Annotated in this window: 11 protein-coding genes; 5 read left to right on the forward strand and 6 right to left on the reverse strand. The window is 48.2% G+C overall.

Annotation, left to right across the window (positions count from 1 at the left end; translation table 11 throughout):
• Positions 1–48: 48 nt before the first annotated feature.
• Together GC130_RS26580 and GC130_RS26585 are read right to left on the reverse strand one after the other, a co-directional pair.
• Positions 49–1605, reverse strand: a complete 1557-nt coding sequence (locus tag GC130_RS26580; RefSeq protein WP_152001402.1) for an aldehyde dehydrogenase family protein — start codon at positions 1603–1605, stop codon at positions 49–51.
• A gap of 68 nt (positions 1606–1673) precedes the next feature.
• Complete coding sequence (locus GC130_RS26585; protein WP_152001403.1) at positions 1674–2435, reverse strand: NRDE family protein; 762 nt, start codon at positions 2433–2435, stop codon at positions 1674–1676.
• Positions 2436–2542: 107 nt separating this feature from the next.
• Here GC130_RS26585 and GC130_RS26590 point away from each other — a divergent pair, with 107 nt between their 5' ends.
• The 3 genes from GC130_RS26590 (at position 2543) to GC130_RS26600 (ending at position 8465) form a co-directional block, all read left to right on the forward strand.
• Positions 2543–6310, forward strand: a complete 3768-nt coding sequence (locus GC130_RS26590) for a hydantoinase B/oxoprolinase family protein (protein WP_152001404.1) — start codon at positions 2543–2545, stop codon at positions 6308–6310.
• 84 nt (positions 6311–6394) lie between these two features.
• Entirely contained in the window at positions 6395–7105 is a 711-nt protein-coding gene (locus GC130_RS26595; protein ID WP_152001405.1) for a hypothetical protein, read from the forward strand.
• 82 nt (positions 7106–7187) lie between these two features.
• A complete protein-coding gene (locus tag GC130_RS26600) occupies positions 7188–8465 on the forward strand; it encodes an NRAMP family divalent metal transporter (protein WP_226940620.1) in 1278 nt (425 codons plus the stop codon).
• Between the two features lie 131 nt (positions 8466–8596).
• On the opposite strand, the gene GC130_RS26605 is transcribed toward GC130_RS26600, so the two are convergent.
• On the reverse strand, positions 8597–9880 hold the full coding sequence (locus GC130_RS26605; protein ID WP_152001407.1) for an amidohydrolase family protein: 1284 nt from the start codon (positions 9878–9880) through the stop codon (positions 8597–8599).
• A gap of 78 nt (positions 9881–9958) precedes the next feature.
• Here GC130_RS26605 and yjjX point away from each other — a divergent pair, with 78 nt between their 5' ends.
• Positions 9959–10510 carry an inosine/xanthosine triphosphatase gene (yjjX, locus tag GC130_RS26610; RefSeq protein WP_226940621.1) on the forward strand — a complete coding sequence of 184 codons (552 nt, stop codon included), beginning with the start codon at positions 9959–9961 and terminating at the stop codon, positions 10508–10510.
• Here yjjX and GC130_RS26615 read toward each other — a convergent pair.
• The 3 genes from GC130_RS26615 to GC130_RS26625 all read right to left on the reverse strand — a co-directional run bounded on the left by GC130_RS26615 (position 10507) and on the right by GC130_RS26625 (position 12682).
• Positions 10507–10974: a hypothetical protein gene (locus GC130_RS26615; RefSeq protein WP_152001408.1), complete on the reverse strand. Its 468-nt coding sequence runs from the start codon at positions 10972–10974 to the stop codon at positions 10507–10509. The genes yjjX and GC130_RS26615 overlap by 4 nt on opposite strands.
• A gap of 18 nt (positions 10975–10992) precedes the next feature.
• Positions 10993–11787 carry a S1/P1 nuclease gene (locus tag GC130_RS26620; protein WP_152001409.1) on the reverse strand — a complete coding sequence of 265 codons (795 nt, stop codon included), beginning with the start codon at positions 11785–11787 and terminating at the stop codon, positions 10993–10995.
• Positions 11788–12049: 262 nt separating this feature from the next.
• Positions 12050–12682, reverse strand: a complete 633-nt coding sequence (locus GC130_RS26625; RefSeq protein WP_152001410.1) for a cytochrome c oxidase subunit 3 — start codon at positions 12680–12682, stop codon at positions 12050–12052.
• Between the two features lie 151 nt (positions 12683–12833).
• Between GC130_RS26625 and mfd the strand changes: the two genes are divergently transcribed.
• Positions 12834–16208 (forward strand): transcription-repair coupling factor, encoded by a 3375-nt coding sequence (gene mfd / locus GC130_RS26630; RefSeq protein ID WP_152001411.1) that lies wholly within the window; start codon positions 12834–12836, stop codon positions 16206–16208.
• The last annotated feature ends 75 nt before the right edge of the window (positions 16209–16283 follow it).

Consider the following 16283-nt stretch of genomic DNA (forward strand, 5'->3'; position numbering starts at 1 on the left):
AAAGGGCTAAGACACCAAATGTTACTAATTTTTTGGTAAAATACACTGCTAAAGATCAAATTTTATCCCCTGCGCCAAAGGTAATTTTGCGCTGTAGTTGATTGTGTTGGTCTGGCGGCGCATATAAGCTTTCCATGCGTCGGAGCCCGACTCCCTGCCACCACCTGTTTCTTTCTCACCACCGAACGCTCCCCCTATTTCAGCCCCAGAGGTGCCAATGTTGACATTGGCAATGCCACAATCACTTCCTGCCTGCGACAAAAACTGCTCTGCTTCCAGCAGATTATCTGTGAGAATGGCTGAAGAAAGGCCCTGAGGCACACCGTTTTGAAGAGTGATGGCATCAGCTACATCACCTGAGTATTTAATCAAATACAAGATTGGAGCAAAGGTTTCGTGCTGAACAATTTTGAAAGTGTTCTTTACTTCAAAAATGGCTGGCTTAACATAGCAACCAGACTCGTAGCCAGCGCCTGAAAGAACGCCACCTTCAACGATGGTTTTGCCTCCTTCTTTTTCTACTTCCTTAATGGCGTTGAGGTAATTTTCAACCGCCAGTTTATCTATAAGCGGGCCGACATGGTTTTTCTCACTCAGCGGATTCCCTATTTTCAGTTGAGAGTATGCTTTAGTCAACCTTGCCTTCATTTCATCAAAAATGCTGTCGTGCACAATAAGCCTTCTGGTAGTGGTGCATCTTTGCCCTGCGGTGCCCACGGCACCAAACACGGCTGCTATAATTGCCACATCCAAATTAGCATGCTGCGAAACAATGATGGCATTATTACCACCCAGCTCCAGCAGAGACCTGCCCAGCCTTTTGCCCACAGCTTCACTCACCTTCTTGCCCATGCGGGTAGAGCCGGTGGCAGAAACCAAGGGCACTCTGGTGTCGTTGGAGAGAAGCTCGCCAATTTTATAGTCGCCGATTACGAGGCCGCTGATGCCTTCTGGCAAATTATTTCTTTCGAACACTTTCGCAGCTATCTTCTGACAGGCAACGGCCGTGATCGGTGTTTTCTCTGAGGGTTTCCAAACACAAACATCGCCACATACCCAGGCTAGCATAGTGTTCCAGCTCCAAACGGCAACAGGAAAGTTAAAAGCAGAAATGATGCCCACAATGCCCATTGGATGCCACTGCTCATACATGCGGTGGCCGGGTCTTTCGGAATGCATACTCAAGCCATAGAGCTGACGAGAAAGGCCCACAGCAAAATCGCAGATGTCGATCATTTCCTGCACTTCACCATAACCCTCTTGCAAGGACTTACCCATTTCGTAGGAAACCAGTTTGCCAAGGTGCTCTTTATTCTTCCTCAGCTCATCACCGATTTGCCGTATGATTTCGCCACGCTGAGGTGCCGGCACAAGTCTCCAACTCTTGAAAGCCTCCTCTGCCTTTTTTATCACCTGCTCATATGTAGCCGCCGTCGCAGACTCTACAGAGGCAATCAACATTCCGTCCGCCGGAGAAAAGCTTTCTATCACCTCTCCACCGGAAGCAATCCAATTTTTGCCGGTCGAGGATCCGGCATTTTTATTTTCAATACCGAGCTTTTCAATCGCTTCGGCAATTCCGTAGGTATCTTCAATTGTGACCATTTTTGAAATTATTAGGGGGTTAATGGAACCGCAAAATTGCTAACATTTAGGGCGTTTTCAAAATAATACTAGCAGGGAAACTGAACGGTAATGATGCCCGACTTTCTATTGCCTTTGGGATAAGTCTTTTCCGTGTATTCCACACGACCATTGTTGTCAACCGTAATAACTGTAGTGCAACAGGTACCATAACTTTCAGTCTGAATGCACATAGCCGACAGCTGTTTTTCCCAGTCAGCTGAAACCCCAGTGACTGGCAATTGCTCATCAGGCGCCAACTCTCCATCGCCCATCCATTCGATCATTTCGGTAGCGCTGGGATGATCCTTTTTCAAAGTGACTTCAAAGTAGCGCTTTGCCTTTTGCACTTTTGGCCACGGTGTATCGAGGAAAGCGTTGGAAAGCCCATATATACCAGGCTTTACCTGTAGTAGTTCCTTCTGAATATTATTGAAATAGTATAGCTCATTATTTTCAAGAGTCAGCAAGTTGAATCCATTGAAAAGATCAAGCTGCCCTTTTACACCCTCATAAAACGACGGTGACGATTGGGTGCCAGCAAGAAAGTCCTTCGTGAGGTTCCCTCTCGAGGGGGCCGAGGCTTTGATATTTGTCAGATCACGGTGGTTGGTAATCGCCGTCATGCGTCCCGACCGGTGCATGCCCATCCATGTACCCCCTTCTTTCAAGTCACGGCCGCCAAGGATATCGGGGTTGTCGTTCCAATACCCGAGAGGCGCAGTGGGCCGTTCGTAAAATTCGTCCCTGTTGGCCACCAAAATCAGCTGATAGTTGGGGTGGTGCTTCCAGGCAAAGGTGATCAGGCACATATTAAAGTTATTGCTTTCATAGCCACAATACTAAAACAACTCCTCCAATCAATGATGAATTTGACAAATAGGTTCCGTTACTTAGTTTGCGTTGCAAGAAAACAGCCATGAACAAGAAGTGGAAGATTTGGGTGGATACAGGAGGCACATTTACCGACTGCCTGGCAGAAACACCCGAAGGCGAGATAAAAAGAGTGAAAGTGCTCAGCAGCAGCAAGCTGAGGGGAAAAGCCATCGAGCAGGTAGCGGAAAATGCTTTTCGTGTTGATGCATCGTTTGCCGTCGATAAAGATATTTTAAAGGGCTATAAAATAAGAGTTCTCAGCCAACACTTCCCCGGTAATTCCATCGCCCAATTCGACCCCAACAACTTTACGTTTACTCTGGTCAATTCCTTGCCGAACGGGCTGATTTTTCCCTGCGACTTCGAGCTGGACGGCGGTGAAGAAGCCCCCGTGCTGGCTGCCCGATTAATCACCGAAACAGCATTAGACCACGCACTCCCGCCCATGGACATGCGGCTGGGCACTACCCGGGGAACAAACGCTCTGCTGGAAAGAAAGGGAGCAAACACTGCCTGGCTGGTAACAAAAGGCCTCAAAGACCTGATTCGTATTGGTACCCAACAGCGGCCCGATATCTTTGCCTTGAAAATCGAAAAACCCGAACCGCTTTATTCAAATGTTTTTGAGATCGACGAAAGAATAGATGCACAGGGAACCGTGTTGGTCGCTTTAAATTCTATAGAGGTTGAACATGCCATCGAAAAAATAAAAGCGCAGGGAATTCAGTCGGTGGCAGTGTCCTTTCTCAATTCGTTCAAGAACCCGGCTCATGAATTAGAAGTGCTCGATTTGTGCGAAAAAGCCGAATTAAAGTATGTCTCCGTTTCATCTCAGCTTTTCCCCGCCATCAAGTTGCTTCCCAGGGCCGAAACAGCGGTGGCCGACGCTTACCTGAACCCTATCCTTACTTCCTATCTGACTGGTGTTTCCAATAGACTCTCCGATGACAGCTCACTGAAAGTGATGACCAGTGCGGGTGGCCTCATCAGCGCCAACGATTTCCATGCAAAAGACAGCTTGCTCAGTGGCCCGGCTGGAGGAGTGGTGGGTGCTGCCGAAATTGCAAAAGTATCTGGTGAGAAAAACATCCTGACCCTGGACATGGGTGGCACAAGCACCGACGTGAGCCGGTACTCCGGCAAACCCGACTACCGTTTCGAATGTGAAGTAGGCCCGGCAAAAATTGCTTCTCCTTCGGTAGCGGTGGAAACCGTGGCTGCAGGAGGCGGCTCTATCTGCTCCTTTGATGGGCATAAGCTAAAGGTGGGGCCCGAAAGTGCCGGTGCACAGCCCGGGCCAGCCTGCTATGGTGCCGGCGGCCCACTGACCGTAACTGACGTCAATCTGCTGCTTGGCAGAGTGGATGAGGAAAAGTTTGGCATTCCCGTGCAAAAAGGGGAGTCGGCGAAAAGGCTGGAAGAGCAGCTCAACGAAATAAAAAACCAAACCGAAAACCTGCCGGAAGCCAACAGCCTGCTAGAAGGCTACTTGCAAATTGCCAACGAACGGATGGCAGAAGCCATTAGAAACATCTCCACAAGAAAAGGGTACGACCCTGCTGAGCATGCACTCCTGGCTTTTGGTGGGGCTGGTGGACAGCATGCCTGTGCCATTGCTGAATTGCTGGGGATGAAAAAAATCATTGTGCCCTTTGATGCCGGACTGCTGAGTGCCTACGGCATTGGCAAGGCCGTTGAGGAGCGCATGATCACGCAACAAGTGCTGAAACCCCTCAACGACCTGAAGCATCATTTTGAATCAATCGTCGCCACAGCTGCTAAGGAAGCAGCCTTGATGCTCAAAAAGGAGGGAATCCTAGAGACAGAGACCACATTTGTGGCCGCCTATCTGCGCTTTTCAGGGCAAGATGCTGTGATAGAAGTTGAAGCTGAAAAATATAGTGGCCTGTATGCTGCCTTCAAGAGCAAGTATGAGGAGCTGTTTGGTCATTGGGTAGAAAGCCGGGCCATAGAGGTGGAGTCGATAAAGGTGAAAGTTTCTGCATTGAAAATAAGCAAAGACGCAGGGCTCCTGCCCGTCAAAGTACATCCTGCGCAATCGCAAAGAACCAAAGAAATAACGCACCAGGGTAAACAACTACCGGCCCAACTCTACGACTGGGAGTCGTTGTCTCCGGGAGCAAAAATTGAAGGCCCCGCTCTGCTAGCTTCGAAAACTTCAACCACATGGATCGCCCCGGGCTGGCAAGCCAATGTAGGGCACGAGCTCAATGTCATTTTAGATTTGACAGAAGCCTCTTCCTCAGGTCTCAACGAGGTACACGAAACCGTAGCACTCGAGCTGTTTACCAACAGGTTTCGGGGCATTGCCGAAGAAATGGGTGCACTGCTCATGCGCACGGCCTTTTCAGTAAACATCAAAGAACGCCTCGATTTCTCCTGCGCCTTGCTTGATCCGAAAGGCGAGCTAGTGGTCAATGCGCCCCACATCCCAGTGCATTTGGGCGGGCTGGGACTATGCGTGCGCAAGGTGTTGGAAGTGCTTCCGTTGTCCGCAGGCGATGTGGCAGTCACCAATCATCCCGGCTTCGGCGGCTCACACCTGCCCGATATCACACTCATTGCCCCCGTGTTTGAAGGAAAGAAACTACTGGGCTATGTGGCCAACAGAGCCCACCACGCCGAGCTGGGAGGTAAAAGACCAGGCTCTATGCCGCCGGATGCTAAAAATCTGGCCGAAGAAGGAGTCGTCATCAGCCCCATGCTATTGATCCAAAAGGGAGTGGCTCAATGGAAGCAAATAGAAAAAGTGCTTACCGGCCATAGCTACCCCACCAGGGCCGTGGCAGAGAACATGGCTGACTTAAATGCGGCGCTGTCGTCAATTAAGGCTGGTCAAAATGCCCTGCTTTCGCTCTGTCAAAAAGAAGGTGTCGAAAAAGTGCTGCATTATATGCAGCGGCTCAAAGACTATTCCAACGAAAAGCTTTGGGTGCAATTGGGAAAGCTCTCGGGAGACGAGTTTGAAGGTACTGAAAAGCTGGACGACGGAAGCCCGTTGAAAGTAAAATTGCAGCGAGGGAATGACAAGCTGACGGTTGACTTCACGGGTTCATCACAGGTGCATCCCGGCAACTTGAATGCCACACCTGCCATTGTGCGAAGTGCCGTCATTTATGTGCTCAGGCTGCTGATCTCGGAGGACATTCCACTCAATGAGGGCATTATGAAGCAAGTGGAAATCGTTCTTCCTGATGGCTTGCTCAACCCGCCTTTTCCGGCTGACTCTTCCCAGTGTCCAGCGGTCGTTGGCGGCAATACCGAAGTAAGCCAGCGCCTGGTCGACACTTTGATCAAAGCGTTGAAGCTTTCCGCCTGTAGCCAGGGAACGATGAACAATCTACTGTTTGGCAACAAAAGCTTCGGCTACTACGAAACCATCTGTGGCGGCACGGGTGCCGGGCCAGGCTTCAATGGCGCCAACGCCATCCACCACCACATGACCAATACCCGCATCACTGACCCCGAAATCATGGAGTGGAGATATCCAGTTCAAGTGGAAGAGTTTTCGGTAAGAAAAGGCTCGGGAGGGCCGGGTAAGTGGACAGGTGGCGACGGCATTGTGAGAAAACTTCGGTTCACAGAGGCTGTAGAACTGACCCTACTCACTCAACACAGGGTAGAAGCTCCTTACGGTATGGAAGGAGGCAAACCTGGAGCAACAGGAAAACAGTTTGTTGAAAAAAGCAATGGTTCGGTCGTTGACCTCAAGGGTGTTGACGAAATGGATTTGCAAGCAGGGGATGCCATTGTCATCGAAACACCGGGCGGAGGTGGGTGGGGCTTGTAGCCAACGGATGCTTGTTGAGTTCCATTGACAGTTTATCACTTTTGTACTATTTTTATGGAAAATAATACAAAACACATTTTTCTCATGAAACTACTCAAATCGTTTTTCGTCTTCGGCCTTCTTATTTTTTCTCAACAAGCATTTAGCCAGTGCAATCCCTATTTCAATTATACCGAGGGAGCGGTCATAGAAAGAACCTACTTCAACAAAAAAGGGAAGGAAGTGTCCAACGACAAGATGGAAATCTTATCTGTTGACGGCTCTGGAAATAACCAGACCATGAAGGCAAGAGTGACCATGTACGATAAAAAGAAAGAGCTGAGCAACAATGAAATCGAGATGATTTGCGAAGACGGCGTTTTCAAAATGGACATGAGAAATTTTATGCCGCAAGGGATGGAAGGCATGGAGGATGTTCAGATTGTTTTTGAGGGCGATCAGCTCACGATTCCATCTGATCTGAAGGCCGGCCAGTCGCTGAAAGATCTCACATTTGTGGTTAAAATCATTTCAGATAATCCAGCCATGAAAGCCATGGCCACCAACACCACGGTGTCGATTAAGAACCGAAAGGTAGTGGGCAAAGAGAAAATAACCACGGCAGCAGGCACGTACGATTGCTTCAAAATGACCTACGACTCAGAGTCTACCATGTCGATCATGGGCATGAAAAGAACGATGAACTCATCGAGCGTTGAGTACCTGAGTGAAGGCGCAGGAATGGTGAAAAGCGAATCCTACGATGAAAAAGGTAATTTGAACAGCTATGTGGAGTTGAGTGCGTTTAAAAAGTAGCAGTCCCTCCGCATCTCATCAATAGCGTTCATAAATAGATCAGTATGCCATATATTGGGGCTTATCTATTTACACTTCTCTTTTGAAAAAGAAGCTCCTTAACATTCTCTTCTGGTCGGTTATTTCAGCGGCCTTCATAGGGCCAGGAACAATCACGACCGCTTCCCTGGCAGGAGCATCCCACGGCGTTTCCCTTCTTTGGGCCTTGCTTTTTTCTACTTTCGCCTGCATGGTGCTTCAGGAAGGAGCCGCCCGCATTACCATTGCGTCGGGGCTTACCATCGGGGAGGCTGTCACGCTGACTTTTGGAAACCAACCATGGATGAAGTGGCTCCTCGCAGGAGCCGTGATTTTTGGTTGCGCTGCCTACGAGGCAGGCAATATTGTCGGGGCTATTTCAGGGGCGGGGCTGTTGTTTCCGCTGCCACCATGGGTTTTTACCCTGGCCATCACCAGTATTGCGGCCGTTCTTTTGTGGGGAGGCTCTGCAGGTTCGATAGCCAAGTCGGTGGGAGTGTTGGTAGCGGTAATGGGAGTGGCCTTTCTTTATACTTCCTTTTTCATTGACGAATCTCCTATAGCAATCGCAAAAGGTCTTTTTGTTCCGCAAATCCCAGCCAACGATATTTTACTGGTCATCGGATTGGTAGGTACCACTATTGTGCCCTACAACCTGTTTCTTGGCTCAGGCCTGGGCAAAGGCCAGCAATTGGGTGAAATGAGGTTAGGCCTCATCATTGCGATTGGCCTGGGTGGCATTGTCTCCATGGCTGTGTTGCTCTCTGGCACTTTGTCGCCGCTTCCTTTTTCCTTCGAAGGAATGGCCACGGTGCTGGAAAAAGCAGTGGGCCTTCCCGGCAAATACCTGTTTGCCATAGGCTTGTTTGCCGCCGGGTTCACCAGCACCATTACCGCTCCGCTAGCTTCAGCCATTACCGCACAAAGCATTTGGGGAAAGGGAGAAAAAAAGTGGGAAGCCACCGGAATAAATTACAGACTTGTATGGGCTGGAATACTCATCGTTGGGCTGGTGTTTGGGTTGCTCGGTTTACGCCCCGTACCCGTTATCCTGCTAGCACAGGCCATCAACGGCGTACTGCTTCCAGTGGCAGCTACGGGGCTCCTGCTAGTGCTTAACAATAACAGACTCATGGTTCATCACACCAACGGTGCGTTTTCCAACTTAGCTGGCCTGCTCATCGTTGGTGTTACACTGTTCCTTGGCATTCATCAGGTGGCCAGGGCAATTTTTATGGCTATTGGCTATCAGAGCAGCTTCGATAGCCTTTACTTTGCATCGATTTCCCTGCTGGCGCTTTTGCCTCTTATTTGGCTGGGAATTCGTATTTTCAGACGGTAAGGTCGATAAGCCAAGAGATTATAGTTCGGATTGTATCAATGACAATTCACGGTCGTTCAGGGAAACCTGCTTAGGGAATGAGGGCGCACACGGCATTGGTAATATGCACTAAACGAAATTGGAGCGTAACCCTATTTCTCCACCACCAATCTCCCCGCTTGAACCACAAGCTCTACCTTTCTCAAGTCGCTGATATTTTTGGATGGATCACCTTCCACGGCAACAAGGTCTGCCACCAGGCCTTTTTGAATTTTTCCAACCTTATCGTCTATACCAAATACCTTGGCATTGAGCGACGTGGCCGACTGCAAACAAGCAATGGCACTCATGCCATATTCGTTCATCAGCTCCAGCTCATACACATTGTTGCCATGCGAGAAAACACCCACATCACCACCAAAAAGGATGTCGATGCCTGAAGTAAGTGCCAAAGTCATTGAAGCCTTCTTCTTCTCGATTCTGTCGGTATCTGCATCCGTTCCTTTCTTCCAGCCACCATAGGAAGCAATGGCCTCAACAGCCCCCAAAGTTGGGCAAAGGGCCACGCCATGTTCCTTCATCAGCTTTACAATTTCTTCGTCAAGATCATCGCCGTGCTCTATCGTTTTTACACCCGCCAAAATCGCTCTTCTCATGCCTTCCTTGGTGGATGCATGTGCTACTACCTGTCTACCGCTGCTTTCGGCCACTTCTACTATCAGCTTCAACTCACCCAAAGTAAAAGTAGGAGCCGCTTTGTTGTTCAACCCCCACCTGTAGTCGGCGTACACTTTGATCAGGTCAGCGCCTTTGCCAATCTGGTCACGTACCACTTTTATCAAATCGTCATGACCATCGGCAGTTTCTGCACCTAGGGGAACAGTTACTCCCTCGTGAAAGCCTTTGGGGCCGTAACTACCCGTGGCTACAATCGCAGGGCCAGCTACTAGCAAGGTCGGGCCCTGAATGATACCTTTTTCCAGGGCCGTTCTTAAACCCACATCGGCATAGCCAGCGCCCTCACTGCCCAAATCCCTCATGGTGGTGATGCCCGCCTCCAGCGATTTCTGCAAGTGCACCGTACCTCTGGCTACCCGCTCCGCAGTTGATTCTTTCAGCACCTGGTCGTTCCACGAAACTTCATTGTATGGATGCAACAGAACATGGGAATGTCCCTCTATCAAACCCGGAAGCAGGGTTTGGCCTGGCAACGTTCTCGTTTTTGTGTTTTTTCCTGCTTTTGCGCCACTTTCCGGCCCTACGTAGGCGACCCTGCCGTCTTCCACAAGCACTACCGTTCCGGTTGCCAGCGTTTTTTCCCCGTCAAAAACCCTGTCTGGCTTGAGCAACAAAGATTGAGCATGCGAAACACCTGCGTTGAGGCAAAGGACTGCCAACAAATAAAAAAAGATCTTGAAGTATTTTTGGATCAACATCTGAGAATGGGCTTGGTGAGTTTTTCGTCCAAAATTGCAATCCCTTTGGTAAAAAGGAAAGATTAGGAGCCGACATTAATGAGTATAATTACCACCATGAAGAAAACAGTGATTATCGGTAGTAGAAACCCGGTAAAAGTGCAGTGCGTGAAAAATGCTTTCGAAAAGGCATTCTCTGGGGAGGTTTTTAGCTTCGAGGGAGTAGATGCAGCCTCTAATGTTTCTGACCAACCCATGACAGATGAGGAAACCTATCGGGGAGCATTTAACAGAGCTACGAATGCAAAGACCGGACGCCCTGACGCACAATATTGGGTGGGCATAGAAGGCGGCATTTCAGATACTGATGGCCTGATGGAGGCTTTCGCCTGGATGGTCATTCTTTCGCCTGACCATACTTCGAGGGCACGAACAGCCACTTTTTTACTGCCACAAAAGGTAGCGCTGCTTGTTCGGCAAGGCGTAGAACTGGGAGTGGCCGACGACCAGGTTTTTGGCAGAAACAATTCAAAGCAAAAAAATGGAGCAGTGGGCTTGCTTACCCATGGGCAAATCGACAGAACGCAGTATTATGCGCACGCCATGACTTTGGCTTTGGTGCCGTTTATCAATGAGGAGCTTTTCCTCTAGTCAAAAGCTTCCTCACTCAACAGCTTCATTATCAAAGCCACGTTTTTTTGATTCCCTGCTTTATCTAGCAGCTTTTTCAACTCTGCCTCTTTTTTCTCCACACCAGCCAAAGAAACGATTTGCTTTACTTCTGCTTCAGAGTACACCTCGCCAAGCAGCTTGCGGAGGTCTTTTTGCTCGGGCAAGCCAAATAGCTCTATTTCATCGATAGCAGAAAGTACTACCTCTCTGCCCAGTTTCTTGCACGAGTCCAGTGGGTGATAGGTAGAGGGTGCATCCCGGAGCGCCCAGCTGCTGTAGTCAATTTTGAGGTCGTGGATTTGCTTTATTTTTGAATCCGTCGCCCCAAATGTTCTCGAGAACAAAGAAACGGCAGACGCCTTCCATGCTTCCAAATCGAACTCCTTCTCGTTGAGCTTGTCTTCCAATTTTTTGAAGACGGCTATCAGCTTCTTTTTATCCATACATTAAGGTACAACCAATTACCCATAAATCTCATTCAGCAGCCCCGCTAATCGCACCCCCGCCTGCACCAGCCTCAATTTTACTGCATCAATATTATCGAAGTTGTATCTGTAAGAAAGCGACAAGTCCTCCGGCAAATTATAAACGTGCTTTCTCAGGCCCATCGATTCGTAAGCCCAATCCGTCGTTACACTTTTTTGCCACGCAGCCGCTGTTGCCTTGTTTTCAATATCTACCCAGTCGGCAAATTCAGTATAGCTCAGCTGCTGACCATCAATCATGTCGCTGTCCCACACTCTGTGCAAATTGGAGCTTTCCCAAAAGTACTTCAGCTTCACATCGTTGCCGCCCCGGTCATTTCCATTGCCCACGTGCAACGGCTGGTGAATATCGCCCACCAGGTGTGACAGCATTTTTAAAGCAAAGGCCTCATCCACATCTGTAAACTGCTTGCTTTTCAATTCCTTTTTTAGTCTTTCAATGGTAGCTATCACATCTCCTTCCTGGGGAGTGCCAACCTGTTCGTAAGTCTGGCCCTCGGGAATCGTACAGTAGTGCCAGGGATCCATGTGCTTGTAGGTTGGGTCGGATTTAATAAAATCCATATAGTTACTCACCATGGCCAGGCTTTCTCCACCAAGTATTTTTTCGATGTTGGCTTTTGCCTTTTTGGTAAGATGACGCTCCGCCACAAGTCCAACGACCCTGTGGCCTGTTTGGCCCCACAACAGCACATTCGATGTGGTGTTTACCGCCTGAGCTGAAAATGTTAGCATCAAGAGAAGACTGAGTGGAAGAATTATTCTTTTCATGGTATCGGCAATTGAATTCCACAAAAATAGAAACAAGCAGCAATAGGATGTCAGGCGATGGAATAAATTACTGTTAAAAAAGAAAGGGCATGCCCTAGAGGTACATGCCCAATCACCAACCTAACCTATCTATGAAACCACTATGGAATTGTGATTCAGTATTATTAACAAATATTTCGGCTTTTGGTTCTCCTGATAGTTGAACGAAGCGCAACAAATATTCTTGTAGGTTCATTTCAATATCTGTGCCAAAAGGGCTCTTCTAGAGAAAAAACAAGAAAAACAGGAAGAGGAACATCCAGAGACCGTCCATGAAATGCCAGTAGGTAACTAACAGGCCGAGCTGAAGCTTCCGAAACGGGTTGGTGAAATAAAGCAACGAGTGAACAGGGTTACTCAACTTTCGGATGAGCAGGACATAACAATAGGCCAGGTAGACAATGCCGGCACTCATGTGCAAAATATGAAGGCCCGAAAGGGCATATAAATAGACGATGGCTCCTCTCACCGCATTACTGGCTTCCTGATTCATCAGCTCATTCCACCCAAAAAACTGCGAGAATGAAAAAGCAAAGGCAAGCGCAAGAGTAAACAGCAGCGATTTCTTTAGCTCTTTTGTTTTCTCTTTTTCAAAGTATTCTACGGCCCGGCCAATGGTGAAGCTGGATCCAAACAAGATAAGCGTACTGATGACAAATGCCTTCGGAAACTCAATTTTAGCTGTTTTGTCGACCAATGTACCGGACGCAGTATAGACCATTAACAGGAAAAAGAAGATCAGAATACTCCCAAAAATCCCTATCAGCAACAGCATTTTATAGGGGTGCATTTTTTCCAGCTCGTTGAGCGGGAATGAACTGGTCGGTGCCTTTGTTTTCTTATAGGAATTTGCCATGCTAGCTCCGTAATTTGTATTTAAACATTTTGTTTGAGCCTTGGTTCAACATTTTTCGATGAATAATCATAAAATGACCTTCGGTTATTCGTTATATAACGCTCCATCACCATAATATCCGTACTTTTGCCCACCAAAAAATGTTCTTAAGTTGAAAGTTTCCGACTTCCTGTCAATTTATAAGCAAGATAGTTTTGTGAAAACCCTGGCCGAGAGCTTCAAGGCCAAAGGTGGAGGAGCATTTCAGGTGAAGGGGCTCGTTGGAAGTCTCGATGCCGTTGTGCCTGCAGCTGTTTTTTCTATGGACAGGCAATGCCATGTGTTTGTTATGCATGAAAAAGAGGAAGCTGCTTACTTTTTCAACGACATGCAGAACTTGTTTGGTGAAAGGGAAGTATTGTTTTTCCCCACTTCCTACAAGCGACCTTACCAGTTTGACGAGACCGAAAATGCCAATATCCTTCTACGGGCCGACGTACTGAACAAGCTCAACCACAGAAGTGGTAAAGGAGAAATAATAGTCACCTACCCGGAAGCGCTCACAGAAAAGGTGATCAATAAGAGGGCACTAACAGAAAATACATTTAATGCCAAAGTCGGCGACAAGGTAGATGTAGACTTCATCGCCGAACTGCTCATGACCTACGACTTTGAGCGAACCGACTTTGTGTATGAAGCCGGTCAATACGCAGTAAGAGGTGGTATTATCGATATATATTCTTACGCCGGGGAGCTGCCCTATCGCATGGAGCTTTTTGGGGACGAAATCGAAAGCATTAGAACTTTCGACCCAAACACACAGCTGTCGCAAGATTCGGTCAATTCCATCAGCATCATTCCCAATGTGCAAACCAGGCTTTTGCAGGAAAAAAGGCAGTCATTTCTGGAGTTTGTGCCAAAAGAGACCCGTTTCTGGATAAAGGATCTGCAACTACTCTACGATCAGCTCGACAGCTACTTCACCAAGGCTTCTGCAAGCTTTGACGTGCTGATGAAGGAAAGCGGCAACACGAAAATTGTGCTGGAGCCCGCCGACCTGTTCGAAAATGCTGCGACCATCAAGTCTCACATTTTCTCCTTCCCGATGATCGAGTTTGGGAGCCGGTTTTATCTGGAAAATGCTACGACCTTCCAATATGAAGCGGAGCCCCAGCCACCATTTCACAAGAACTTCGAAATGATGGTGGAGAACCTGAACCAGCGTCAGCTTCAAGGATATAACCTGTTTATTGCCGCCGAGTCGGAAAAACAAATCGAGCGCCTGGACACAATTTTTCAGGAACTGGATCCCACGATGCGGTTTGAAGGTTTTTTGGCGGGATTACGTGAAGGGTTTGTCGACAAGCAGATAAAACTGCTGTGCTATACGGATCATCAACTTTTTGATCGCTTTCACAAATATAAAACCCGGGAAAAGCACACCAAGTCGAAAGCGCTCACCATCAAAGAACTTAAGTCGCTGCAGCCTGGCGACTACGTGGTGCATATCGACTACGGTGTAGGCCGGTTCGCAGGCCTGGACACAGTGGATGTAGGTGGAAAAAAACAGGAAGCGCTTCGGATTGTGTATCGGGACAATGACCTGCTGTACGTAAGTGTGCATTCCCTGCACAAAATTTCCCGGTATGCTGGCAAAGAAGGACAACCACCGCCGATCAACAAGCTCGGCACTCAGGATTGGGATATCAAGAAAAAGAAAGTAAAGAAGCGGGTAAAAGACATTGCCAAAGACCTGATCAGCCTCTACGCCAAGAGAAAGGCTACGCCCGGTTATGCTTTCCCGGCCGACAATTTCCTTCAGGCCGAACTCGAGTCATCCTTCATTTATCAGGACACGCCAGATCAAGCGCTGGCTACTGCCGACGTAAAAAAAGACATGGAGCAGCCTCACCCAATGGACAGGCTGGTATGCGGCGATGTTGGTTTTGGCAAAACTGAGGTAGCCATCCGTGCAGCTTTTAAAACGGCGAGCAACGGAAAGCAGGTGGCGGTGCTTGTGCCCACCACCATTCTGGCCATGCAGCACTACCGCACGTTCAAAGAAAGGCTTTCTAATTTTCCGCTGGATATAGAATACATCAACCGGTTCCGTACCACAAAGGAGATAAAGGATATACTTCAGAGGGTCAAAGAAGGAAAAATTGACATTCTGATAGGTACGCACCGGATTGTGAACAAAGACGTAGAATTTAAAGACCTGGGACTGTTGGTCATTGACGAAGAGCAGAAGTTTGGCGTAAAAATCAAAGAAAAGCTCAAAGAATCGAAGGTGAATGTTGACAGCCTGACCTTGACGGCAACCCCAATACCGAGAACACTTCACTTCTCCATGATGGGGGCAAGGGACTTAAGTATTATTGCCACACCACCACCTAACAGACAACCCGTTACCACCGAGCTGCACGAATTCAACGAAAGTGTAATCAGAGACGCCATCAGCTTCGAGTTGAGAAGAGGCGGCCAGGTATTCTTTGTGCACAACAGGGTAAGCGACATTGACCAGATAGCCAGTATCGTTTTGAGGCTGGTTCCAGATGCACGAATAGGCATTGCCCATGGGCAAATGGACGGCCCTAAGCTGGAAAAAGTGATGATGCGATTCATCGAAGGCGAATTCGACGTGCTGGTGTCAACCAACATTATCGAAAGTGGCCTTGATATCCCCAATGCCAATACCATTATTATTAACCGGGCGCACATGTTCGGGCTTTCCGACCTGCACCAAATGAGAGGACGGGTAGGACGGTCGAACAAGAAGGCATTTTGTCTACTCCTTTCAGGTGCTTCGTCAGGTTTGACAGCCGAAGCCCGTAAGCGACTGGTGACACTTGAAGAGTTTTCCGAATTGGGCGACGGCTTCAAAGTCGCCATGAGAGACCTGGATATCCGGGGAGCGGGAGACTTGCTGGGAGGTGAGCAAAGCGGCTTTATCTCTGACCTTGGCTTTGAGATGTATCACAAAATCCTCGACGAAACAATTCAGGAGCTAAAAATTGAGGACTACAGCGACCTGTTTGCGGAAGACCTCAAGAAGGCGGTTGAGGCAGTGGCCACCGATTGCGTGATAGAAACTGACCTCGAAATTCTCATCCCCGAGTCATACGTCAACAATATTTCAGAGCGGCTCAGCCTTTATTCTCACCTCGACAGCGTGGAGTCGGAGGAAGGGTTGGCCAAATTCAGCGCCGATGTTAAAGATCGTTTCGGCCCCATTCCCGAAGAAGTAGAAGAGCTTATAAAAACGGTACGACTTCGCTGGCTGGCCAAAAAAGCCGGAATTGAGAAGCTCATATTAAAAGCAGAAGTGCTGAAGTGCTACTTTGTTTCGGGCGAAAATGAAGCCTACTTCAAGTCAGCAACCTTTGGCAAAGTATTGGAGTATGTGCAAAAGAATCCTAAGATCAGCCGGATGAGGGAGCACAAAGGCCGACTCATTTTGAACCTCGAGCAGGTCAAGTCAGTAGACCTTGCAATCGGTTACCTGAAAAAAATGCTACAGGAAAATGAGGCGGCAGTAGCACAATAAAACGTCTGTTAGAGACATTATTTAGATAAATCCCTATATTGTCCTCTCTTTTTTTGAAAAAAACTTATTATAATT

It is taken from the genome of Imperialibacter sp. EC-SDR9, from assembly GCF_902498805.1.
Taxonomy (GTDB): Bacteria; Bacteroidota; Bacteroidia; order Cytophagales; family Cyclobacteriaceae; genus Imperialibacter.